The 22,372-nt window shown below is 69.7% G+C and carries 22 protein-coding genes; 3 read left to right on the forward strand and 19 right to left on the reverse strand.

What is annotated here, in order from left to right; genetic code table 11:
- Positions 1-8: 8 nt before the first annotated feature.
- From ACFZDK_RS16830 to ACFZDK_RS16880, 11 genes are all read right to left on the reverse strand, one after another.
- Positions 9-2,864 (reverse strand): DEAD/DEAH box helicase, encoded by a 2,856-nt coding sequence (locus tag ACFZDK_RS16830; RefSeq protein ID WP_390973430.1) that lies wholly within the window; start codon positions 2,862-2,864, stop codon positions 9-11.
- Positions 2,865-2,946: 82 nt separating this feature from the next.
- Positions 2,947-3,894, reverse strand: coding sequence for a twin-arginine translocase subunit TatC (tatC, locus tag ACFZDK_RS16835; RefSeq protein WP_390973155.1), 948 nt, complete (start codon positions 3,892-3,894; stop codon positions 2,947-2,949).
- A gap of 47 nt (positions 3,895-3,941) precedes the next feature.
- Positions 3,942-4,226 (reverse strand): Sec-independent protein translocase subunit TatA, encoded by a 285-nt coding sequence (tatA, locus tag ACFZDK_RS16840; protein ID WP_390973156.1) that lies wholly within the window; start codon positions 4,224-4,226, stop codon positions 3,942-3,944.
- Positions 4,227-4,486: 260 nt separating this feature from the next.
- Positions 4,487-4,681 (reverse strand): hypothetical protein, encoded by a 195-nt coding sequence (locus ACFZDK_RS16845; RefSeq protein ID WP_355726726.1) that lies wholly within the window; start codon positions 4,679-4,681, stop codon positions 4,487-4,489.
- Between the two features lie 9 nt (positions 4,682-4,690).
- Positions 4,691-4,951, reverse strand: a complete 261-nt coding sequence (locus tag ACFZDK_RS16850; protein WP_351490293.1) for a hypothetical protein — start codon at positions 4,949-4,951, stop codon at positions 4,691-4,693.
- 59 nt (positions 4,952-5,010) lie between these two features.
- Positions 5,011-6,030 (reverse strand): WYL domain-containing protein, encoded by a 1,020-nt coding sequence (locus tag ACFZDK_RS16855; RefSeq protein ID WP_390973158.1) that lies wholly within the window; start codon positions 6,028-6,030, stop codon positions 5,011-5,013.
- 19 nt (positions 6,031-6,049) lie between these two features.
- Positions 6,050-7,003 (reverse strand): WYL domain-containing protein, encoded by a 954-nt coding sequence (locus tag ACFZDK_RS16860; protein WP_390973159.1) that lies wholly within the window; start codon positions 7,001-7,003, stop codon positions 6,050-6,052.
- A gap of 207 nt (positions 7,004-7,210) precedes the next feature.
- Positions 7,211-7,582, reverse strand: a complete 372-nt coding sequence (locus ACFZDK_RS16865; protein WP_046726737.1) for an FKBP-type peptidyl-prolyl cis-trans isomerase — start codon at positions 7,580-7,582, stop codon at positions 7,211-7,213.
- Between the two features lie 74 nt (positions 7,583-7,656).
- Positions 7,657-8,658, reverse strand: coding sequence for an FKBP-type peptidyl-prolyl cis-trans isomerase (locus tag ACFZDK_RS16870; protein ID WP_390973161.1), 1,002 nt, complete (start codon positions 8,656-8,658; stop codon positions 7,657-7,659).
- A gap of 125 nt (positions 8,659-8,783) precedes the next feature.
- Positions 8,784-10,145 carry a Pup--protein ligase gene (gene pafA, locus ACFZDK_RS16875; RefSeq protein ID WP_067429457.1) on the reverse strand — a complete coding sequence of 454 codons (1,362 nt, stop codon included), beginning with the start codon at positions 10,143-10,145 and terminating at the stop codon, positions 8,784-8,786.
- A gap of 9 nt (positions 10,146-10,154) precedes the next feature.
- The gene (locus ACFZDK_RS16880) at positions 10,155-11,414 is read right to left on the reverse strand and encodes an MFS transporter (protein ID WP_390973163.1); all 1,260 of its coding nucleotides are present in this window, start codon (positions 11,412-11,414) and stop codon (positions 10,155-10,157) included.
- Between the two features lie 88 nt (positions 11,415-11,502).
- Between ACFZDK_RS16880 and ACFZDK_RS16885 the strand changes: the two genes are divergently transcribed.
- Positions 11,503-12,519 carry a substrate-binding domain-containing protein gene (locus tag ACFZDK_RS16885; RefSeq protein ID WP_390973164.1) on the forward strand — a complete coding sequence of 339 codons (1,017 nt, stop codon included), beginning with the start codon at positions 11,503-11,505 and terminating at the stop codon, positions 12,517-12,519.
- A 120-nt stretch (positions 12,520-12,639) separates the two neighbouring features.
- On the opposite strand, the gene prcA is transcribed toward ACFZDK_RS16885, so the two are convergent.
- The 6 genes from prcA to arc form a co-directional block, all read right to left on the reverse strand.
- A complete protein-coding gene (gene prcA / locus ACFZDK_RS16890) occupies positions 12,640-13,398 on the reverse strand; it encodes a proteasome subunit alpha (RefSeq protein ID WP_390973165.1) in 759 nt (252 codons plus the stop codon).
- A 71-nt stretch (positions 13,399-13,469) separates the two neighbouring features.
- A complete protein-coding gene (gene prcB / locus ACFZDK_RS16895) occupies positions 13,470-14,315 on the reverse strand; it encodes a proteasome subunit beta (RefSeq protein ID WP_390973167.1) in 846 nt (281 codons plus the stop codon).
- On the reverse strand, positions 14,267-14,854 hold the full coding sequence (locus ACFZDK_RS16900) for an endonuclease domain-containing protein (protein ID WP_390973168.1): 588 nt from the start codon (positions 14,852-14,854) through the stop codon (positions 14,267-14,269). Before ACFZDK_RS16900 ends, prcB begins: the two co-directional genes overlap by 49 nt.
- A gap of 8 nt (positions 14,855-14,862) precedes the next feature.
- The gene (locus tag ACFZDK_RS16905) at positions 14,863-15,081 is read right to left on the reverse strand and encodes a ubiquitin-like protein Pup (protein WP_155057540.1); all 219 of its coding nucleotides are present in this window, start codon (positions 15,079-15,081) and stop codon (positions 14,863-14,865) included.
- Positions 15,082-15,269: 188 nt separating this feature from the next.
- Positions 15,270-16,781, reverse strand: a complete 1,512-nt coding sequence (gene dop / locus ACFZDK_RS16910) for a depupylase/deamidase Dop (RefSeq protein WP_355726705.1) — start codon at positions 16,779-16,781, stop codon at positions 15,270-15,272.
- A gap of 244 nt (positions 16,782-17,025) precedes the next feature.
- A complete protein-coding gene (arc, locus tag ACFZDK_RS16915) occupies positions 17,026-18,792 on the reverse strand; it encodes a proteasome ATPase (RefSeq protein ID WP_390973169.1) in 1,767 nt (588 codons plus the stop codon).
- 584 nt (positions 18,793-19,376) lie between these two features.
- Here arc and ACFZDK_RS16920 point away from each other — a divergent pair.
- On the forward strand, positions 19,377-19,682 hold the full coding sequence (locus ACFZDK_RS16920) for a ferredoxin (protein WP_390973171.1): 306 nt from the start codon (positions 19,377-19,379) through the stop codon (positions 19,680-19,682).
- Between the two features lie 46 nt (positions 19,683-19,728).
- On the opposite strand, the gene ACFZDK_RS16925 is transcribed toward ACFZDK_RS16920, so the two are convergent.
- Both ACFZDK_RS16925 and ACFZDK_RS16930 read right to left on the reverse strand, forming a co-directional pair.
- Positions 19,729-20,298, reverse strand: coding sequence for a hypothetical protein (locus ACFZDK_RS16925; RefSeq protein ID WP_390973173.1), 570 nt, complete (start codon positions 20,296-20,298; stop codon positions 19,729-19,731).
- A 212-nt stretch (positions 20,299-20,510) separates the two neighbouring features.
- Complete coding sequence (locus ACFZDK_RS16930; protein WP_089103073.1) at positions 20,511-21,413, reverse strand: tRNA (adenine-N1)-methyltransferase; 903 nt, start codon at positions 21,411-21,413, stop codon at positions 20,511-20,513.
- Positions 21,414-21,581: 168 nt separating this feature from the next.
- Between ACFZDK_RS16930 and ACFZDK_RS16935 the strand changes: the two genes are divergently transcribed.
- A complete protein-coding gene (locus ACFZDK_RS16935) occupies positions 21,582-22,361 on the forward strand; it encodes a hypothetical protein (RefSeq protein ID WP_390973175.1) in 780 nt (259 codons plus the stop codon).
- Positions 22,362-22,372 lie beyond the last annotated feature (11 nt).

The following is a 22,372-nucleotide window of genomic DNA, read 5'->3' on the forward strand; positions in this document are numbered from 1 at the left end:
CGTACCCGTCACCCCACCGACGAGTAGGCCACAACCCCCCGCAACACCAGATCAACCGCCTTCCGCGCAGCCTTCGCCACGGTCGAGCCCTCCGCAGGAGAAGCCGCCGCGGACAGCTGCCCCAGCACGTCGATCACCTGCTTGCACCAGCGCACGAAGTCACCGGCCGGCATCTCCGCCTCCCGCAGCACCTCGTCCAGCCCCATCCCGGAGGCCCACATGTAGGCGGCCCAGGCGAAGCCGAGGTCCGGCTCGCGCTGCCCGACCCCCTCGGTCTGCGTGATCCGGAACTCCTCTTCCAGCGCGTCCAGGCGCCCCCAGATCCGGACCATCTCGCCGAGCGCGGCCTTGGCCTTCCCGGAGGGCAGCTTCGGCACCATCGCGTCGTCCCCGACCCGGGCCTCGTACACCAGCGCCGAGACGCAGGCGGCGAGTTCGGCGGGGCCGAGTCCTTCCCAGACCCCCGCCCGCAAGCATTCACTCGCCAACAAGTCCAGCTCGCCATACAGCCGGGCCAGCCGCTTGCCGTGCTCGGTGACCTCGTCCCCGCGCAGGTAGTCCAGTTCGGTGAGGAGCGCCACGATCCGGTCGAAGGTGCGGGCGATGGTGTTGGTCCGCCCCTCGATGCGCCGCTCCAGCTGCGAGGTGTCCCGGATCAGCCGGTGGTACCGCTCGGCCCACCGGGCGTGGTCCTCACGGTCGTTGCAGCCGTGGCAGGGGTGCGCCCGGATCGCCGTGCGCAGCCGCGCGATCTCCCGGTCGTCCGCCGCCTGCGACCGCTTCTTGCGGGCGCGCTCCGGCGGGATGTGCCCGGCCTTGGTGCGCAACGCGGACGCGAGGTCCCGACGGGACTGCGGGGAGCGGGGGTTGAAGGACTTGGGGATCCGCATCCGCTCCAGCGCCTCGACGGGCACCGGGAAATCGATCGAGGCCAGCCGCTTGACCTGCCGCTCGGCCGTCAGCACCAACGGGCGCGGCCCGTCGTGCTGTTCGAACCCGCGGTGGCCGTTGGACCGCCCGGCGGGCAGCCCGGGGTCGAGGACGAGGGCCAGGCCCGCGTACTTGCCCGTCGGGACGTGGATGACATCGCCCGGCTTGAGCTTCTCCAGTGCCACGGCCGCCTCGGCGCGCCGCTGGGCGACGCCCTGCCGGGCCAGTTCGGTCTCCCGGTCCTTCAGTTCGCGGCGCAGCCGGGCGTACTCCTCGAAGTCGCCGAGGTGGCAGGTCATGGACTCCTTGTAGCCGGCGAGCCCTTCCTCGTTGCGCTGCACCTGACGGGAGATCCCGACGACCGACTTGTCGGCCTGGAACTGCGCGAACGAGGTCTCCAGCAGTTCCCGCGAGCGGTGCCGCCCGAACTGCTCGACCAGGTTGACCGCCATGTTGTACGACGGCTTGAAGCTGGACCGCAGCGGATAGGTACGCGTGCCCGCAAGACCGGCCAGGTGCTCGGGGCTCGTCCCGCGCTGCCACAGCACCACGGCATGGCCCTCGACGTCGATGCCGCGCCGACCCGCACGGCCCGTCAGCTGGGTGTACTCGCCGGGCGTGATGTCGGCGTGCTGCTCGCCGTTCCACTTGACGAGCTTCTCCAACACCACCGAGCGGGCGGGCATGTTGATGCCGAGCGCGAGGGTCTCGGTGGCGAACACGGCCTTGACCAGGCCGCGGACGAAGAGTTCCTCGACGACTTCCTTGAAGGTGGGGAGCATGCCCGCGTGGTGGGCGGCGATCCCGCGCTCCAGGCCCTCCAGCCACTCGTAGTAGCCGAGGACGTGCAGGTCCTCGGGCGGGATGGACGAGGTGCGCTCCTCGACGAGTGCGCGCACCTTCTCCCGCGCCTCGTCGTCGTTGAGCCTCAGGCCCGCGTGCAGGCACTGCTGGACGGCGGCCTCGCAGGCGGCGCGGCTGAAGATGAAGGTGATGGCGGGCAGCAGGCCCTCGTTGTCGAGGCGTTCGATGACCTCGGGACGGCCCGGCGTCCACACCCGGGAGCGCTGCCGGCGCTCCCGCTCCCGGTCGGCCTCCCGCATGGCGCGGCCGCGTCTGCGGTCCTGGTAGGAGGGTCTGGTGGCCTCCATCCGGGCCAGCCGGGTGAGGTCGGGGTTGACGGCCTTCTTCTGGCCCTCGCCCTCCTCGAACAGGTCGTACATCCGGCGGCCGGCGAGCACGTGCTGGAACAGCGGGACGGGCCGGTGCTCGGAGACGATGACCTCGGTGTCGCCGCGGACCGTGTCGAGCCAGTCGCCGAACTCCTCGGCGTTGGAGACCGTGGCCGACAGGGACACCAGGGTCACGGACTCCGGGAGGTGGATGATCACCTCTTCCCAGACGGCGCCGCGGAAGCGGTCGGAGAGGTAGTGGACCTCGTCCATGACCACGTAGCCGAGGCCGATGAGGGTCTGGGAGCCCGCGTACAGCATGTTCCGCAGGACCTCGGTGGTCATCACGACCACGGCGGCGTCCGGGTTGATGCTGTTGTCGCCGGTGAGCAGGCCGACCATGCCATCGCCGTAGCGGCGGCACAGGTCGGCGTACTTCTGGTTCGACAGCGCCTTGATGGGTGTCGTGTAGAAGCACTTCTTGCCCTGCATGAGGGCGAGGTGGACGGCGAACTCGCCCACGATCGTCTTGCCGGAGCCGGTGGGGGCGGCCACCAGTACGCCCTTTCCGGCTTCGAGCGACTGGCAGGCCTCGATCTGGAAGGGGTCGAGGCCGAAGTCGTACATCTCGCGGAACGACGCGAGCGCGGTGGCCTGCTCGGCTGCCCGCTTGCGGGCCGCCGCATATCGCTCGGCCGGTGAGAGGTCCTCTGTCATCGTGCTTTCGAGCGTACCGGTCCCCACTGACAACAGGACGATCATTATCCGGAACATGGGACAACGGACAACGAAGAGGTGCCCGCGTCCTGGGACGCGGGCACCTCTCGGTGGCTGTGGTGGCCGGTCAGGTCACGTCGTCGTAGCCGTTGACCCGGTCCGGGCCGGCCTCGGGCAGCGCGCGGCTGGCGGAGACGGTCTCGACCTCGCCGACGTCCTCGGGCGTGAGATCGAGGTCGGAGGCCTCGTCGTCGTCGAGGGCGTTGCCGTCGCGGCGGCGCCTGCGGCGGTCGTTGAGGAGGGAGAACGCGACCGCGCCGAAGTACAGGACCCAGATCGGTCCGGCGAGCGCCAGCATGGAGAGCGGGTCGGTGCTCGGGGTGGCCACGGCCGCGAAGACCGTGATGCCGAGGATCATCGCCCGCCACCAGCCGAGCATGCGCTTGCCGGTGATGATGCCGGTGAGATTGAGCATCACCAGGAGCAGCGGCAGCTCGAAGGAGAGACCGAAGACGATCACCATGCGGGTGACCAGCTGCAGCAGGTCGTCGAGCGGCAGCAGGTTGGCGATGCTGCCGCTCGGAGTGAAGTCGATCAGCACCTTGGCGGTGGTGGGCAGCACCGCGTACGCGAAGTACGCGCCGCCGAGGAAGAGCGGAGCGCCGGTGAAGACGAACGCGTAGGCGTACTTCTTCTCGTTCCTGTGCAGACCGGGGGCGACGAAAGCCCACAGCTGGTACAGCCAGATCGGCGACGCGAAGACCACGCCGGCGGTCAGGGAGACCTGGAGGGCGAGCGTGAACGGAGCGAGCAGGCCGTCGATGGTGATCGTGGCGCACTTCTCACTGCCACCCGCGCTGTTGATCTCCGAGAAGGTCTGGTGGCAACCGATCGAGTCGAGGATCGGCCTGGTCAGGAAGTTGATGATGTCGTTGTAGAAGAAGGCGGCGACCACCGTCACGATGACGATCGCCAGCATGGCCTTCGCGAGCCGGTTGCGGAGCTCACGAAGGTGATCCGCGAGAGGCATCCGCCCCTCGGGATCCTTCTCCTCTTTGCGGGCAGACTTGGGCAACCCACGTCCTCATCTCGTGCGGCAGGCCGGGGGCTACCGGCCTTGCGTCAGCGCTGGGTGGTGTCCGACGGCTCGTTGACCGGGCGGGAGCTGGTCACGTCGCCGGGGGACGCCTGGATGGTGCGCTGGGCCTGGGACTGCTCGCCGGAGGCAGGCGCCTGGGCGGAACTCGTGGTGTTGCCGTCTTCCTTCATCGCCTTGGCCTCGCTCTTGAGGATGCGCGCGGACTTGCCGAGCGAGCGGGCCATGTCCGGAAGCTTCTTCGCGCCGAACAGCAGGATGACGACGACAAGGATGAGAATGATCTCGGGGGCTCCGAGCCTTCCGAACATAAGTCTTTACCTTCTCACCGAGGCGGCTGGGTGGGGTGCTGTCCGATCCGTCGGACATACGTCCGAGTGATCGTGCTGTCAGCGATCGTAACGCTCAGGGGTAAACGTGAGGCAATCCCCGTGCGTACTCCCGGTCCGCGGTACGTGCCTCGTTCTCCGTGCCGCGAGCAGCAGCGTACCTTTCCCTGCGGGCACCGTGACAGGGCGAAGTGACGCAAACCGCTTATGGCCCACTACTCACATCGCTTCCACAGCGGGCGTCACAGTGCGTCGACAGTGCGGGCGGCGCTCTCGGCGGCCCGCTCCAGGTCCTCGGCGGCGCGGCTGATGCGCCGGGCCGAGTCCGTGACCTGCGCTCCCAGCTGTCGCGCCGCCAGGAAGACCCGGACGGCGAGCACGCCGAGCACGGCGAGACCCACGAAACCCACAGCTACCGCGACCATCGCCCAGAACATGCGCCGAGCCTAGACGGTGGGATGCAGCCGCAGTGTCCTGACCCCGCCGCCGGTGAGCAGTTCGACGATCCGCTCGCCGGCGGGCTTGCGGACGGCGGCCCCGCAGTCGGGGCAGGTGAAGGAGTAGAACGTCGTCTTGCTGGTGGCTCCGATGGCCAGGCGCAGGGCGCTCGCGGTGAGCTCGAAGCTGCCCCGGCAGTCCGGGCAGCCGGCCCGGAACACCACGGGGACCACTCTTCTCATCCCGGCGAAGGCGGCCGCGACCGTCATCTCCCGCGCTCCCGCGACACCGGAACCCGAAGCCTCGTCCAGAACCCCCGAAGACTCGTTCAAATCCCTCGCCCCTGCCCTTCCTCGTCGCCGTGCCCAACCTGGTCGTACGCCGCCAGTGCCTCGCGGGCCGCCCGGCGGGCGCTGTCGGCCAGCTCGGGCGGTGACACGATCCGGCCGTCGCCGCCGAGCCTGAGTGCCAGCCGGCGCAGGGAGGCCGGATCGGGGGTGCGCAGGGTAATACGCAGTCCGCCGTCGGGAAGCTCATCCGCGCTGTCGTGCGGGTAGTACTCGGCGACCCAGCGGCCGCCCGGGCCGACCTCGGCGACCACCTCGGGGTCCTCCGCGGCGGGCTGCACCAGGGCCTCGGACAGGTCGCGCAGCTCGATCTCCGGGGGCGCGGACGGCTCGTCGAGGATCTTGATCTCGGCCACCCGGTCGAGCCGGAAGGTACGCCGGGCCTCGGAGCGCCGGCACCAGGCCTCCACATAGGTGTGGCCGACGCTGACCAGGCGGATCGGGTCGATCTCGCGCTCGGTGACCTCGTCGCGGGCGGGTGAGTAGTAGCGGATCCACAGCCGGCGGCGCTCGGCGATGGCCCGGTCGACGTCGGCGAAGACGCCGCCCTCGGACTCGAAGGTCACCGAGAGGCGGGCACTGGCGTCGCCCGCCTCGCCGGCCGCGGTCTCCACCTTGGCGGTGGCCCGCAGCAGCGCCTGCCGGTCGCCCTCGCGCAGTCCGGGCAGGGTGGCCACGGCGCGGGCGGCGACCAGGAGCGCGGTCGCCTCGTCGGCGGCGAGCCGGAGCGGTTCGGCGGCCTCCTCGCCGAGCGCGGCCGCGTTGTGCCACCAGATCCGCTCGCCGTCGGTGTCGATGTCCAGCAGGTCGCCGCCCCGGAAGCTGGTGCCGCACATGGGCAGCACGTCGAGGTCGGAGACCAGCTCGTCCTCGGTGATGCCGAAGGCGCGGGCGACGTCCGCGATCCGGGCGCCGGGGCGCTCGCGCAGATAGGTCACCAGGGAGAGCATCCGTCGGGTCTGGTCGATGGCGTTCACGGGCCTGACCGGTTTGCCTGCCACTGTCTTGCTCCGCTCCCCCTCAGCCCTTGGCCACGGCACGCAGCCGGTCCACCACGTCCGCACGCAGCTCGGCCGGCTCCAGCACCACCGCGTCCGGTCCGAACTCCACCAGCCAGGCGTCCAGCCCGTGCCCGTACGGAATCTCCAACTCGTCCCAGCCGTCTCCGAGTTCCCGGACCGCCGTGGCCTTCGCCCGAAGGGGGTAGCCGGACCCGGAACGGAGCCGGATCAGCGCGGAGCGGTCGGCGATCTCGCCGGCCCAGCCCGCGACGGTCTCGCGCACGGTGACGACGTCCGGAACCGGCGCGGTGAAGCCGGTGCCCCGGGAGCGCACCTTGCCGGTGATCCTGGAGAGCCGGAACACCCGCTCGGCGCCCCGGTCGCGGTCCCAGCCCGCCAGGTACCAGTGGCCGCGCCAGCACTCCAGGGCCCAGGGTTCGACATGCCGGGTCTCGGGGTGGGCGGCGGTGGCCTTGCGGTAGTCGAAGACGACCGGGCGGCGGTCGCGGCAGGCCAGCATCAGCGGTTCGAACGCGGCCTCGTGCACGGGGATCCGCGGCTCCAGGGCGCCATGGGCCTCGTACGGGTCGACGTCCTCGGGGAGCCCGGCCGCGCGCAGCTTCTGCAGCGCGCCGCTGGCCGCGCCGGCGAGCCGGGCCTGCTGCCAGACCTTGGCGGCCAGCCCCAGGGCGGCGGCCTCCTCGGCGTCGAGTGTGATGGGCGGGAGGCGGTTGCTGTCGCGGCGGGCGAGGTAGCCGACCTCGCCGTCCAGGTTCTCGACGGTCTCGATCACCAGTCCGAGCTCGCGCAGATCGTCCTTGTCGCGCTCGAACATCCGGTTGAAGGAGTCGTCCGACCCCGCTTCCAGGTAGGCCTCAATGGATTCCCGCAGCTCACGCTTGCTGAGCGGCCGCCGCGTTCCCAGCAGACACAGCGCCAGGTTCATCAGCCGCTCGGCCTTGGCAATGGCCATCGACGCCCTTCGCCTTCCCTATGGTGCTTCTGACCGATGACCGTACCGCTCCGGAGTGTCACGGCAAAAGCCAGTGCCAACGTTGAGGACCGAAACGGACAGGCCACGACAAACGACGAGGGCCCGCGCGCACGGCACGGGCCCTCGTCCAGCCGGTTTCCGACCGGGACCGGTCAGCGCGCGAGCGCGGCCGACCAGGGACGGGGATCAGACCCCGAGCAGGTCCACGACGAAGATCAGCGTCTCGCCGGGCTGGATGGCCGGGGTCGGGCTCTGGTTGCCGTAGGCGAGGTGGGCCGGGATGGTCAGCTGACGACGGCCGCCGACCTTCATGCCCTGCACGCCCTGGTCCCAGCCCTTGATGACCCGGCCGCCGCCCAGCGGGAAGCGGAACGGTGTACCGCGGTTCCAGCTGGCGTCGAACTCCTCACCGGTGCTGAACGCGACACCCACGTAGTGCACGGTGACGGTCTGGCCCGCCTGGGCCACCTCGCCCTCGCCCTCCCAGATGTCCTTGATCTCCAGGTCGGCCGGGGGCTCGCCGCCGGGGAAGTCGATCTCGGGCTTGTCGATGCTCACGTCTGTGGCTCCTGCTTGTGTACGACACGGAACCCGGACAGTCTTTCATCCCCGCCCGGCCGACGCCCGCGCGACTACATCGCCGCCAGGATGTCCACCGAGAACACCAGCGTCGACCCCTTCTTCACCACACCACCGCTCGGCGGGTTGTTCCCATAGGCGAGGTCCGGCGGTACGACGATCATCACCCGGCTGCCCACCTTCTTGCCGGTGATCCCCTGCGCCAGCCCCTTCACGACCTCCTGCATCTGCTCCACCGAGAACTGGCTCAGCCGCCCGGTCGAGTACGTCTGCTCGAAGGTCTTGCCGCCGTCCCAGACCACGCCCTTGAACTGGCACAGGATCGTCTGCGCGGACTGGACTTCCGCGCCGTCGCCCTCCAGGACGTAGTTCGACACCAGCTTCTTCGGCGGGTCGGCCTTGGGGATGTCGATCGACGGAGCCTTGCCGTCCGTGTTCGTCCCCACCTTGGGCAGCGCGGCGTCGCTCTGCGCGACCTCCTTGCCGGTGCTGGAGCTCTTGGAGTTGAACGAGTCCAGCACGTCCACCACGAACACCAGGGTGTCGGTGCCCTTGATACCCGCCTGGGAGTTGCCCGAGGTGCCGTAACCCCAGGTCGGCGGCACCGCCATCAGGACCCGGCTGCCCACCTTCTTGCCCGCCAGCGCATACCGCCAGCCGTCGATGATGCTGCCCTGGGCGAGCTGCATCACCAGCGGCGAACGGTCGTAGGACTGGTCGAAGACCTTCGCCGTGGACCAGATCTGCCCCAGGTAGTTGGCCTGGATGAAGTCGTTCTCGGCGACCGGCTTGCCGCTGCCCGCGATCACCGTCTTGACCGCCAGGTTCTTCGACGGGTCCCCGGTGCCCTTGGCCACCGTCGGCTTCTCGTCGAACTTCGTCCCCGCCGTGATCGCCGGCAGCGGCCCGTCCACGATCTTCGGCGGCGGCACCGAGGAGGCCGAGGCCGACGGTGCCGCGCTGGCCTTGCTGGAGGCGGACTTGTCGTCACCACACGCGGCGAGCGTGACCAGTCCAACGGGAACGGCGGCAAGGAGAACAGAGCGTCGGCGCACGGAAAAGCCTCGTAATCGGTCGATCTTGCGGATGGCGTGCGCGCAACTCTACGGCGTGACAAGGGCGCCGTACGGGAAAGTACGGCGCCCGTGTGGCGTTCTGTGGCGTTCGCCCGCCTACCGGATCACATACCGGCGATGAGCTTCTCCACCCGGTCGTCCACCGAACGGAACGGGTCCTTGCACAACACGGTCCGCTGTGCCTGGTCGTTGAGCTTGAGATGCACCCAGTCGACCGTGAAGTCCCGTCGCTGTTCCTGGGCCCGCCGGATGAAGTCACCGCGCAAGCGCGCCCGAGTCGTCTGCGGCGGCACGGACTTGCCCTCGAAGATCTTCAAGTCATTGCAGATCCGCGCGGCTTGCCCCTTCTTCTCCAGCAGGTAATACAGACCCCGACGACGGTGAATGTCGTGATAAGCGAGGTCTATCTGCGCCACTCGCGGATGCGACATGGTCATGTTGTGCTTGGCCCGGTACCGCTCGATGAGCTGGTATTTCATGACCCAGTCGATCTCGGTGCCGATCCGGTCCAGATCCTCCGCCTCGATGGCGTCCAGGGTCCGGCCCCACAGCTCCAGCACCTGCTCGACCGTGCCGGTGCGGATACCGCGCCGCTCGCAGAAGTCCACGGCCTTCTCGTAGTACTCCCGCTGTACCTCCAGCGCCGAGGCCTCGCGGCCACTGGCGAGGCGCACCTTGCGCCGGCCCGTGATGTCGTGGCTGACCTCGCGGATCGCCCGGATCGGGTTCTCCAGGGTCAGGTCCCGCATCACCGTGCCCGCCTCGATCATGCGCAGCACGAGGTCGGTGGCACCGACCTTCAGCAGCATCGTCGTCTCGGACATGTTCGAGTCGCCCACGATGACGTGCAGCCGGCGGTAGCGCTCGGCGTCGGCGTGCGGCTCGTCGCGGGTGTTGATGATCGGCCGGGAGCGCGTCGTCGCCGAGGACACGCCCTCCCAGATGTGCTCCGCCCGCTGGCTCACGCAGTACACCGCACCGCGCGGCGTCTGCAGCACCTTGCCCGCGCCGCACAGCAGCTGGCGGGTCACCAGGAACGGAATGAGGATGTCCGCGAGCCGGGAGAACTCCCCGTGCCGCGCCACCAGATAGTTCTCGTGGCAACCATAGGAGTTGCCCGCCGAGTCCGTGTTGTTCTTGAAAAGGTAGACGTCGCCCGCGATTCCTTCCTCATGCAGGCGTCGTTCGGCGTCCACCAACAGCCCTTCGAGAATGCGCTCGCCGGCCTTGTCGTGGGTGACCAGTTCGGTCACGTTGTCACATTCGGGTGTCGCGTATTCCGGATGTGAGCCCACGTCGAGATAGAGCCGGGCGCCGTTCCGCAGAAAGACATTGCTGCTACGGCCCCATGACACGACACGGCGGAAGAGGTACCGCGCCACCTCGTCAGGCGACAGGCGGCGCTGTCCCCTGAACGTGCACGTGACGCCGTACTCGTTCTCCAGCCCGAAAATGCGGCGGTCCATGACTGAACATTACGCCCGATCCCCTGAGCTGAAACGGGGTTCGGCAGCACGATTTGGATCATTTTCCGAACCGGTCGCAACCACCGCACCCCCACCGGGAGCTGCGAGGACCCGCCGCGTGACCACCAGGACCAGCAACGACACACCCCCCGCCACCGCCGGCACCGCGAAGCCCCAGAGCGCTCCGCCCGCCTCGACGACCGGGCCCGCCAGGCCCGTTCCGACCGACGCCCCCACTGTGAACGTCGTCACAAGCCAGGAGAACGCCTCGGTGACCGTCCCCCGCGGCGCGTGCCGGTCCACCAGCACGAACGCACAGGCGATGGCCGGCGCCAGGAACACTCCGGCCAGCACGGTGAGCAACACCATGGCCAACGCATCGGGCATCAGCATCAGCGGCAGGTAACAGACCGCCAGAAGCGCCACCAGCACCCGCAGTCGCCGCCCCGGCTCCCCCGACCAGCGCCGCGCCCCGTAGACGGACCCCCCGAACAGCGCGCCGAGCCCCAGGGCGGCCATCAGCCAGCCGTACACGGCGTCCCCGCCGTGCTCGTCCGCGTACGGCACCGACGCCACCGTGATGGAGCCCAGCGCGATCCCCACGAACAGGAACGCGCCCAGCAGCGCCAGCAGCCCGGGCGAGCGCAGCGCGCCCAGCCAGTGCGCCTCGCGCGGCGCCGAGCGCCACGCGCGCGAAGGCGGCGAGACCACGACGGAGAGGGCCCCGAGCACGCCCACCGCGTTCACGACGAGCAGCGCCGCCTGCGCGGACCACAGCGACACGCACAGCGTCACCAGCAACGGGCCCACGGTGAACATCACTTCCTGCGCCACCGCGTCCATGGCGTACGCCGTGTGCACCTGCTCCCCGTCACCGAGCACGCTCGGCCACAGTGCCCGCAGCCCGCCCTCCAGCGGCGGGGTGAAGAGCCCGGCCGCCGCCACGGCCGCGTAGGCGAGCGGCAGCGTCCCGGTGCCGGCGAACGCGAAGACGGCCATCGCGACGGCCGAGGCGAGCGCCGCGGGCAGCTGGACACGCGGCTGCCCGCGCAGATCGACCAGCCGCCCCAGCACCGGCTGGCCGACCGCGTTGGCCACCCCGTACACCGCCGCGAGCGCCCCCGCCAGGCTGTACGTACCGCCCTCCGCACGCACGAACAGCACGATCGCGATCGCCGCCGTCGCGTTCGGCAACCGGCCCACCAGCGTCCCCGTCAGCAGCCGGGCCGCATGTCTCGCCCTGAGGATCTCCAGGTATCCCGCGGCCATGACCTGCCTCCAAGTTTTACGTATAACCCCCTCTCCCATACGTACCATGTGCCCTGTTCACACGTCCAGACGAAGGAGCGCACCCCCGGTGGCACGCAGCAGCACGCGCCCGACGAGCCGCGACGTCGCGCAGGCCGCCGGCGTCTCCCAGGCCGCCGTGTCACTCGTCCTCGGCGACAAATGGCGCGGCCGGGTCTCGGAGACCACCGCCGCACGCGTCCGCGAAGCCGCGCGCGACCTCGGCTACCGCCCCAACCTCGCCGCCCGCAACCTCCGCCTCGGCCACACCCGCACCGTGCTCCTCGTCGTCCCGGCGCTGACCACCGAGTTCTTCGCCGGCGTCTACACCGGCGCCGCACGCGTGGCCGCCGAGAACGGCTTCGGCGTCGTCCTCTACCCCTCCCCCGAGGGCATCGGCCCGGCCCGCGACCCCTTCGCCTCCGCCCAGGCCGCCCTGGACGGCGTCATCGCCTCCTCCATGGCCGCCGACGCCCTCAGCGCCATCCGCGGCGACCAGCTCCCCCTCGTCATGCTGGACAGCGACCCCGAGGGCAGCCTGGGCGCCGCCACCGTCAACCTGGACATCGCCGACGGGGTACGGCAGGTCGCCGAGCACCTGCTCGGCCTGGGCCACCGGCGCTTCCTGCACATCGCGGCGGACGTGGCGTCCTGGACCTTCGAGGTACGCGCCCGCGAGCTGGCCGCACGGACGGCGGGAACGCCCGGCACCTCGGTCCGCACGGTCCGCGCCCCCATCTCCATCGACGGCGCCGTCACCGCCGCCGAGGCCGCCCTCGCCGGCCCCGGCCCCCGGCCCACCGCCCTCGTCTGCGACGACGACAAACTCGCCGCGGGCGCCTACAAGGCCGTACGCCGCCTCGGCCTCCGCGTCCCCGACGACATCTCCGTCACCGGCCTCGACGACCTCGCCCTCGCCACCGCCATCGACCCCGAGCTCACGACCGTGCGCCTGGACGCGGAACTCTTCGGCGAACGCGGCATGCGGGCTCTCCTCGCCGTCCTGGAGGGCCGGGAACCGGAAGGCGGGGACATCCCGGTCGAACTGGTCGTGCGGGGCTCCACGGCACCACCACGGCCCTCCTGACCACACAGAGACCCACACCGCGCGGAAACGCCCGCGCCCCGCCCGGTGGTCACCGGACGGGGCGCGCGGAGCGGGACCGAGATGGACTCAATCGGGACTGATCAGGACTGATACGGAGCGCTACTCGACGTCTCCGCCGGACTCCTCGGACTCCTCGGACTCGGCGACCGTGGTCGCGCCGCCGGCCTCCAGCAGCCGGCCGAGCTGCGGACCCACGATCCGCTTGAACTTGCGCTGCTGCGGACGCGTACGGTCCAGCACCGCGACCTCCAGGCGCTCCGCGGGAATGTCCCGCTGAGTGCCGTTCGACTCCCGGGACAGCGCCGTCACCGCCAGCTTCAGCGCCTCGGCGAGATTCATGCCGTCCCGGTGCTCGCGGTCCAGATAGGTGCTGATCTGCTCCGCGTTGCCACCGACCGCCACCGAACCGTGCTCGTCCACGATCGAGCCGTCGTGCGGCAACCGGTAGATCTGGTCGCCCTCCGGGGTCTCCCCCACCTCGGCCACCACCAGCTCCACCTCGTACGGCTTCTCGGCCGCGCTGGAGAAGATCGTGCCCAGGGTCTGCGCGTACACGTTGGCAAGACCACGCGCCGTCACATCGTCACGGTCATAGGTGTAACCGCGGAGGTCGGCGTACCGCACGCCGCCGATCCGCAGATTCTCGTACTCGTTGTACTTGCCGGCGGCGGCGAAGCCGATCCGGTCGTAGATCTCGCTGAACTTGTGCAGCGCGCGGGACGGGTTCTCGCCGACGAACACGATGCCGTCGGCGTACTGGAGCACAACCAGGCTGCGGCCGCGCGCGATGCCCTTGCGGGCGTACTCGGCACGGTCCGCCATGGCCTGCTGGGGTGAGACATAGAACGGCGTCGACACCGGTATCCGTCCCCTTCCTTAGGGTTCCGTCGAAGTCACTGGGATCACCTTCACAACAAGCGCCGAGCGCCTCAGAGCAGCGCCGCGCGCGGTCCGTCCGGCTCCTCCAGACGGCGCGCCAGCACCGCGCGGGCGAGCTCGGACGACTCGTCCTCGGTGAGCCGACGGAAACCGGCCTCGGTGATCACGGTGATGATCGGGTAGATCCGGCGGGCGACATCGGGACCACCCGTCGCCGAGTCGTCGTCAGCCGCGTCGTACAGAGCCTGCACCACCAGTGTGGTCGCCTGCTCCTCGGTCAGGTCGTCGCGGAACAGCTTCTTCATCGCACCCCGCGCGAAGATCGAGCCGGAGCCCGTCGACGCGAAGTGGTGCTCCTCGGAACGGCCGCCCGTCACGTCGTACGAGAAGATCCGCCCCTTGGCCCGGTCCACGTCGAACCCGGCGAACAGCGGCACGACCGCCAGCCCCTGCATCGCCATGCCCAGGTTCGAGCGGATCATCGTCGACAGCCGGTTCGCCTTGCCCTCCAGCGACAGCTGGGCGCCCTCGACCTTCTCGAAGTGCTCCAGTTCCAGCTGGAAGAGCTTCACCATCTCCACGGCGAGACCGGCGGTGCCGGCGATACCGACGGCCGAGTACTCGTCGGCCGGGAACACCTTCTCGATGTCGCGCTGGGCGATCACGTTCCCCATGGTCGCCCGCCGGTCACCGGCCAGCACCACGCCCCCGGGGAAGGTCGCCGCCACGATCGTCGTCCCGTGCGGCGCCTCGATCACCCCCTGCGTGGGCGGCAACTGGCGCTTGCCGGGCAGCAACTCCGGCTGGTGCTCGGAGAGAAAGTCCATGAACGAGGCGGACCCAGGCGTCAGGAAGGCAGCCGGCAGACGCCCGGTGCTACGAGTGTTGGCTTCCACGCGTTTCCTTCCACATATGCTGCAGCCCGCCTTATGACTTCGGGCTGATCCCTGAACTGCCCCAGCGCAGCGTTGCAGCTGAAGCACAGTACGCCACGGACCCTACCCGTCTCATGGCAGTGATCCACATGCTCGGCAGGAGCCGCGAGGCAGATGCAGCAGATACCGCGCTGTTCCGCGATCATCGCTTCCAACTCGGCCGGGCTCAGGCCGTACTTGCGTTGGAAGTAGCTGATTCGGTTCCGCTCCGCACGACACTCTCGGCAGTAGCTGGACCAGCCGTCCGAGGACGACTTGTTGCGCTCCCACTCCGAATGCGGCTTTACCTCCTCGCACTGCGGGCAGCGCTTGTGGCCCTGTCGAACAGGAACCTTCACGCGGACCGTTCTGCCCTGGGCCTCTCGCCGACGTCGGTAGTACTCGGCGGCGCATTCGCGGCAGTTCGCCTGAAGGCCATCAGGCCTGGAAGCGTTGCCCGCGAACGCGCCGACCGGAAGAAACTTCTGGCACGCCGAGCACTTCTTCATCCCGTCGTTCACGGATGTGACTACTGTCCACCCTTTTGAACGAACGACCTCACGAAATCCTCGGCGTTCTCCTCCAAGACGTCGTCAATTTCGTCCAGGACGGAGTCCACGTCATCCGACAGCTTCTCGTGCCGCTCCTTGAGGTCCTCCGAAGCCTGCGACTCTGCCGCCTGCTCCTCGACCTCCTCGGTGGAGCGCGTGGCCTTCTGCTGTCCGCCGCCGGTGTCCTTGGTTGCCATAACCCTCACCCCGCTCAGTTGCCCGACATGGTCGACAGGTCGGCATTCCTGCCGATCGGTGATGATCAGACCCTACAAGCCGGGTCCGACATCGGCCCCGCAGTTTCTCCAACGTACGGGGGCCACCTCGATGATTCCCGGGCGGCGGGATTTTGACCCCGTCCGACCGGTGCGGTCCGTGCGCCCTCTCAGCCGCCGGAGAGGACCCTGACCAGGTCTTCCGCGGTGCGACAGCGGTCCAGGAGCTCCTTGACGTGATTTCGCGTTCCGCGTAGCGGTTCCAGGGTTGGGACCCGCTGGAGCGAATCGCGCCCCGGGAGGTCGAAGATCACCGAGTCCCAGCTCGCCGCGGCGACGTCGTCGGCGTACTGCTCCAGGCAGCGGCCCCGGAAGTACGCGCGGGTGTCCTCGGGCGGGCTCGTACGGGCCCGCTCGACGTCGGCCTCGTCCAGGAGCCGCTTGATGCGGCCACGGGCCGCCAGACGGTTGTAGAGGCCTTTCTCGGCCCGTACGTCGGCGTACTGGAGGTCGAGGAGGTGCAGCTTGGCGGCGTCCCAGTCGAGGTCGTCGCGGCGCCGGTAGCCCTCCATGAGTTCCTTCTTGGCCACCCAGTCGAGCTCCCCCGACAGGCTCATGGGGTCGTTCTCCAGGCGGTTGAGGGTGTCCTCCCAACGGGTGAGGACGTCCTTGGTCTGGTCGTCGGCGTCGGCGCCGTAGCGCTCCTCCACGTACTTGCGCGAGAGCTCGTAGTACTCCATCTGCAGCTGCACGGCGGTGAGCGTGCGGCCGCTGCGGAGAGTGACGAGGCGCTTGAGTGTGGGGTCGTGGGAGACCTGGTGCAGCGTCCGTACCGGCTGGTCGACGGCCAGGTCCACCGCGATGAAGCCGTCCTCGATCATCGAGAGCACGAGCGCCGTCGTGCCCAGTTTCAGGTACGTCGAGATCTCGGACAGGTTCGCGTCGCCGATGATCACGTGCAGGCGGCGGTACTTCTCCGCGTCCGCGTGGGGCTCGTCACGGGTGTTGATGATCGGCCGCTTCAGGGTCGTCTCCAGGCCGACCTCGACCTCGAAGTAGTCCGCGCGCTGGCTTAGCTGGAAGCCGTGCTCATGGCCGTCCTGGCCGATGCCGACGCGGCCGGCGCCGGTGACGACCTGGCGGGAGACGAAGAAGGGGGTGAGGTGGCGCACGATGTCCGAGAAGGCGGTCTCCCGCTTCATCAGGTAGTTCTCGTGCGTGCCGTAGGAGGCGCCCTTGTTGTCGGTGTTGTTCTTGTAGAGGTGGATCGGCTGGGCGCCGGGGAGCGCGGCGGCGCGTTCGGCGGCCTCGGCCATGATCCGTTCGCCGGCCTTGTCCCAGAGGACGGCGTCCCGGGGGTTGGTGACCTCGGGGGCGCTGTACTCGGGGTGGGCGTGGTCGACGTAGAGGCGCGCGCCGTTGGTGAGGATGACGTTGGCGAGGCCGATGTCCTCGTCGGTGAGCTGGCTGGCGTCGGCGGCCTCCCGGGCGAGGTCGAAGCCCCTGGCGTCCCGTAGCGGGTTCTCCTCCTCGAAGTCCCAGCGGGCGCGTCGGGCCCGGTGCATCGCCGCCGCGTAGGCGTTGACGATCTGGGACGAGGTGAGCATGGCATTGGCGTTGGGGTGGCCGGGGACGGAGATGCCGTACTCCGTCTCGATGCCCATTACTCGCCGTACGGTCATGCGGCCCTCCTTGCCCGGCGGAGCCCTCGGTCGTGGGCTCCGCTCGCGTACCGCTGGCGCTCCGGTGCGTGTGCGGTGCCCGTCCCCGCACTGCGCGACTCGGCGGTAGGAATGAGCCTAGAACGCCTTTGCGCTGGTGGGGAGATCATTTGCGTCATTGCCTTGCTCGCCTCGGTTCCGGTTTTGGCCGGAAAAACAGTCGGCTGCGGGTACCCGGTGGGGGCACCCGCAGCCGCCCTGTGTTTTACAGGTACTGCCCGGTGTTTGCCACCGTGTCGATGGAGCGTCCGGTGTCGGCGCCCTGCTTTCCGGTGATGAGGGTACGGATGTAGACGATCCGTTCGCCCTTCTTTCCGGAGATCCGGGCCCAGTCGTCGGGGTTGGTGGTGTTGGGCAGGTCCTCGTTCTCCTTGAACTCGTCCACGCAGGCCTGGAGGAGGTGGGAGACGCGGAGGCCCTTCTGGCTGTGTTCGAGGAAGTCCTTGATCGCCATTTTCTTGGCGCGTCCGACGATGTTTTCGATCATTGCGCCGGAGTTGAAGTCCTTGAAGTAGAGGACTTCCTTGTCGCCGTTGGCGTAGGTGACTTCCAGGAAGCGGTTCTCCTCGGATTCGGCGTACATGTGTTCCACTGCCGTCTGGATCATGCTTTCGACGGTGGTGGCCTTGCTGCCGCCGTGCTCTCCGAGGTCGTCGGAGTGCAGCGGGAGGCGCTCGGTGAGGTACTTGCCGAAGATGTCCTTGGCGGCCTCGGCGTCGGGTCGCTCGATCTTGATCTTCACGTCGAGTCGGCCGGGGCGCAGGATGGCGGGGTCGATCATGTCCTCGCGGTTGGAGGCGCCGATGACGACCACGTTCTGCAGGCCCTCGACACCGTCGATCTCGGCGAGCAGCTGCGGGACGATCGTGTTCTCGACGTCCGAGCTGACACCGGAGCCACGGGTGCGGAAGAGCGACTCCATCTCGTCGAAGAAGACGATGACGGGGGTGCCCTCGCTGGCCTTCTCCCTCGCACGCTGGAAGACGAGGCGGATCTGCCGCTCGGTCTCGCCGACGTACTTGTTCAGGAGCTCGGGGCCCTTGATGTTGAGGAAGAAGCTCTTGCCGGCGGCCTGGCCGGTGACCTCGGCGACCTTCTTGGCGAGCGAGTTGGCGACCGCCTTGGCGATGAGCGTCTTGCCGCATCCGGGCGGCCCGTAGAGCAGGACGCCCTTGGGCGGGCGCAGTTCGTGCTCCTTGAACAGGTCCGGGTAGAGGTAGGGGAGCTCGACGGCGTCGCGGATGGCCTCGATCTGGCCGCCGAGGCCGCCGATCTGCTCGTAGCCGATGTCGGGGACTTCTTCGAGGACGAGCTCTTCGACCTCGCTCTTGGGGACGATCTCGTAGACGTACCCGGAGCGGGGTTCGAGGAGCAGGGCGTCGCCGGGGCGGATGTTCACGTCGAGCAGCGGCTCGGCGAGCCGTACCACCCGCTCCTCGTCCGTGTGCCCCAGGACGAGGGCGCGCTCGCCGTCCTCCAGGATCTCCTTGAGGGTGACGATGTCGCCGACGCTCTCGTACTCCATGGCCTCGACCACGTTGAGCGCCTCGTTGAGCATCACTTCCTGGCCACGCCTGAGGTCGTCCAGGTCAACGCTCGGGCTGACGTTCACCCGCAGTTTGCGACCGCCGGTGAAGATGTCTGCGGTGCCGTCCTCGTTGGCTTGCAGGAAGACACCGAAGCCGGCCGGCGGCTGTGCGAGTCGGTCGACCTCCTCCTTGAGGGCCACGATCTGGTCGCGGGCCTCGCGGAGCGTGTTCGCGAGTCGCTCGTTCTGGGCGGACACGCCGGCCAGGTTCGTCTGCAGCTCGACGATCCGCTCTTCGAGAATCCTCGTGTGTCGCGGAGAGTCGGCGAGCTTGCGTCGCAGGACGGCGATCTCCTGCTCAAGGTAAGCGATCTGCCCGGCCGGGTCGTCGGACCCTCGTCCCGGGCGGATGCCGCGGTTCATGTCGTCGTCGTGGGCTGCCACGGTCCTCACCTCCTCCAAGGGGAGCTGGACGCTTCCAGACCCTACCTGGGTGGGTGTCGATTGAAACCCCTAGATCACAAAGACTGTCAAGGTGTGTCGTCGGTCACCCGTTGCGTTCTCCCTCGTGCCGGGTGGATACCCACTCAACGCGATTCAGAAGCGGCGTGTTCCAGGCCCGGAGCGGTCAAAACCCTTCGTGACTGACCGGAGTTGTCCGATCCGATGCCGGTTCAGGGGTTGTGCCCCGGTGGCGCGTTCCTTACACAGAGCGACCGGTCGGGCCGTGAATGTGACGGTGGATGCGGGTTGCGGGTTGGCCGAAGTCGATCGATCCGATGGCCGGGCGCCGTCGCCCCGCGCGGTCGGACGCGCCGTGTGCGCGGGCGCGGGGGCGCCCGGGCCGGGCTCGGAGAGGACTCCGGGGGCGGGCTCGGGTACCGGTGCCGGCGGCGGGTACGGGGGGCGGGCGGCGGCCGCCGGAGGGGTTCTCCGGCGGAGGTAGGGTCGAAGGCGTTCAACACCCGCCGGAGCGGGACCGGGTGACCCCCGGGTCCGGCCGCCCGGCGCTTTCGACGGCAGGAGAGATGAGCGTGCAGCAGGAGGCCCTGGCCGGCGGCGAGGCACTCGAGGTCTGGATCGACCAGGATCTGTGTACGGGCGACGGGATCTGCGCCCAGTACGCCCCGGAGGTGTTCGAGCTGGACATCGACGGTCTGGCCTATGTGAAAGGCGCGGACGACGAGCTGCTGCAGGCGGCGGGCGCGACCGTGCCCGTGCCGTTGCCGCTGCTCACGGACGTCGTGGACTCGGCGCGGGAGTGCCCGGGCGAGTGCATTCACGTGCGCCGGGTCGCGGACCGGGTCGAGGTGTACGGGCCGGACGCGGAGTGACTTTCCGGCCACCCCGCGTGGCCTGTACGTCCCGGTGGTGCGGCCGTCAGACGCTGTGGGCGGCCGCCGGGGTGGAGCGGACGAACGCGTGGCCGTTCCACCGCCACTTGGCGGCCGACTTCACGTCCGGACAGCAACTGGGCACATCGTCCGAGGAATAGCCGAGCAGGGTGGCGGTGACCGTCCCGGCGGCGACGGTGAAGTCGGTCACCGTGAACCGGTCCTTGGGGTCGACGAGGGTGGCCACGACACGGGGTGCGGTGGCGTCGGCGGCTTGGGTGAGCACGTAGACCCCGTCGGGCGGGGTGCCCATGGCCGAGTCGCAGTGGACCACCGCCACGGTTTCCGGTCTGCCGTCGCCGTCGAGGTCACCGGTGGCTTTCTTGACGACCTTCTCCTGGACCGGGCCGCAGTCGAGCGGGAAGTCCACGCCGGCGGTGCTGGGCGCCGCTGCGGGCTTCGGATCGCTGGTCGCGACGGGCTGGGCGGCCTTGGCCGAGCCCGGCTGGAGGAAGGACGACAGAGCCACGACGCCGGCCACCGCGGTCGCGGTGGCGAGCCAGTGCATGGGACGGGTGTCGGTGTGAGCGAGCTCCGGGACCACGGATTGCTGCACTAGGAGTGTCTCCTGTGAGGCCTGTGCCGGTGGGGGTGGCCTGCATAGTGCCACACGTCACAGTGGGAGGGAACGGGCGGGGTCGGCTTCCGCGGCCGGTGGGGCTCCGCGGCCCTGGTGCCGGGTCAACGCGTGAGCGCCGCCGCCGAGTTCCGGTGGGATCCGGGGAACTCGGCGGCGGCGCTCGTACGTTGGTGCAGCGGCGGGACGGGTCAGCGGCCGGCGCCGCCGTCGGCGTTGGGGCCGTCGTAGTCCTCGCCGTAGGCACCCTTGGCGGGGCGGCGGCGGCGCATGGGCGGCTCGACGCCGTCGGCGAGGCGGCGGGCGGTGAGCAGGAAGCCGGTGTGGCCGATCATGCGGTGGTCGGGGCGGACGGCGAGGCCTTCCACGTGCCAGTTGCGGATCATCGTCTCCCAGGAGGTCGGCTCGTTGAAGCAGCCGATCTCACGGATGGACTCGACGGTCCGGGCGAGCTGGGTGGTGGTGGCGACGTAGCAGCACAGGATGCCGCCGGGGACGAGTGCCTTGGAGACGGCCTCCAGGCACTCCCAGGGGGCGAGCATGTCGAGGATGACGCGGTCCACGTCGGTGTCCGACAGGTTGTCCTGGAGGTCGCCGACGGTGAGCTGCCAGGCCGGGTGCGGACCGCCGAAGTAGCGTTCCACGTTCTGCTGGGCGATCTCGGCGAAGTCCGCGCGGCGCTCGTAGCTGTGCAGCATGCCCTGGTCGCCGATGGCGCGCAGCAGGAAGCTGCTGAGCGAGCCGGAGCCGACACCGGCTTCGACGACGCGGGCGCCGGGGAAGATGTCGGCGAAGGAGAGGATCTGCCCCGCGTCCTTGGGGTAGACGACGGCTGCCCCGCGGGGCATGGACAGGACGTAGTCGGGGAGCAGGGGGCGCAGCGCGAGGTAGGCGACGTTGCCGGTGGTGCGGACAACGCTGCCCTCGGGAGCGCCGATCAGTTCGTCGTGCGGGAAGGAGCCCTTGTGGGTGTGGAAGTTCTTCCCGGCTTCGAGCGTGAACGTGTAGTGGCGGCCCTTGGGGTCGGTCAGCTGTACCTGGTCCCCGACCTTGAAGGGCCCGCGCCTGCGGGCGGCACCGGTCGGTTCGGACATGTGAACAGCCTACCGGGGTTTGCGCAGGGCACCGACCACCGGAAGGCCGTACCGCCGCGGGCCGGCGGGGACTCCCCGGGGCCGGCGGGGCGCGTGGAACCACCGCGTGAGGCCGTGGCGTCAACACCAGGGTGACGCCGGCGAGCGGGGGGGGAGCGGGTCGTGGCGGTGGGGGGCAGAGACGGGTCGGACGCGGCCGGGGCACGGCTCTGGGGCGTGCTGCTGGTGGTAGGGGCGGTCGTCTCGGCGTACTTCAGCTGCTACCTGTTCACCTCGATGCTGCCGACGACCATGCGCGAGTACCGGGAGTACCGGGCGGCCGCGGTCTGCCCGGACCCGGTGCCGGCCGGTCCCGCCGAGGACTGCCTGCGCACCGTCACCTTCACGGTGAAGGACACGGTGGTCGAGGGCCAGCGGGGTCTGCTCCCGCGGCGGCACGTGCGTTTCGAGGCGACCCTGTCCGGCACCCGCTACTGGAACGGCGTGGTCGCGTTCGGCGACCCGGGACCAGTGCTGCGGCAGCTCCGGACCGGGGACCGGGTCGGCGGCGTCGTCTGGCGGGGCGCGGTGATGCGGCTCGTCCGGTACGACGACGAGCAGGCCACGGCCGACGAACCGCGCGACGAGCCGCAGATGTTCGCCGGCCTCGGCGTGACCGCGGCCCTGCTGGCGGCGCTGGCGCTGGGGTTCGGCGTCCTGCGGCTGGTCCGGCCGGACGACCTGGGGCCCTGGACCTGGCGCCCGGTGGGCCGCTGGCTGCTCGGCATCGTGCTGGTCGCCGGGCTCGGCTGGGCCTACGGCGCGCTCCTGCTCCATGTCCCCTGGCAGGCGGTGGCCCCGGTCGCCGTGGCGCTCACCGCGCTCATGTCGGCGGCCCTCTTCACCGTCCGGCGACTGCGGCAGCGACGGGCGCCGGCCGCGCCTCGGGACATCTGGCAGCCGCGCTAGGAGCGGCTCTC

The organism is Streptomyces sp. NPDC007901 (genome assembly GCF_042959465.1).
Classification (GTDB): Bacteria; Actinomycetota; Actinomycetes; order Streptomycetales; family Streptomycetaceae; genus Streptomyces.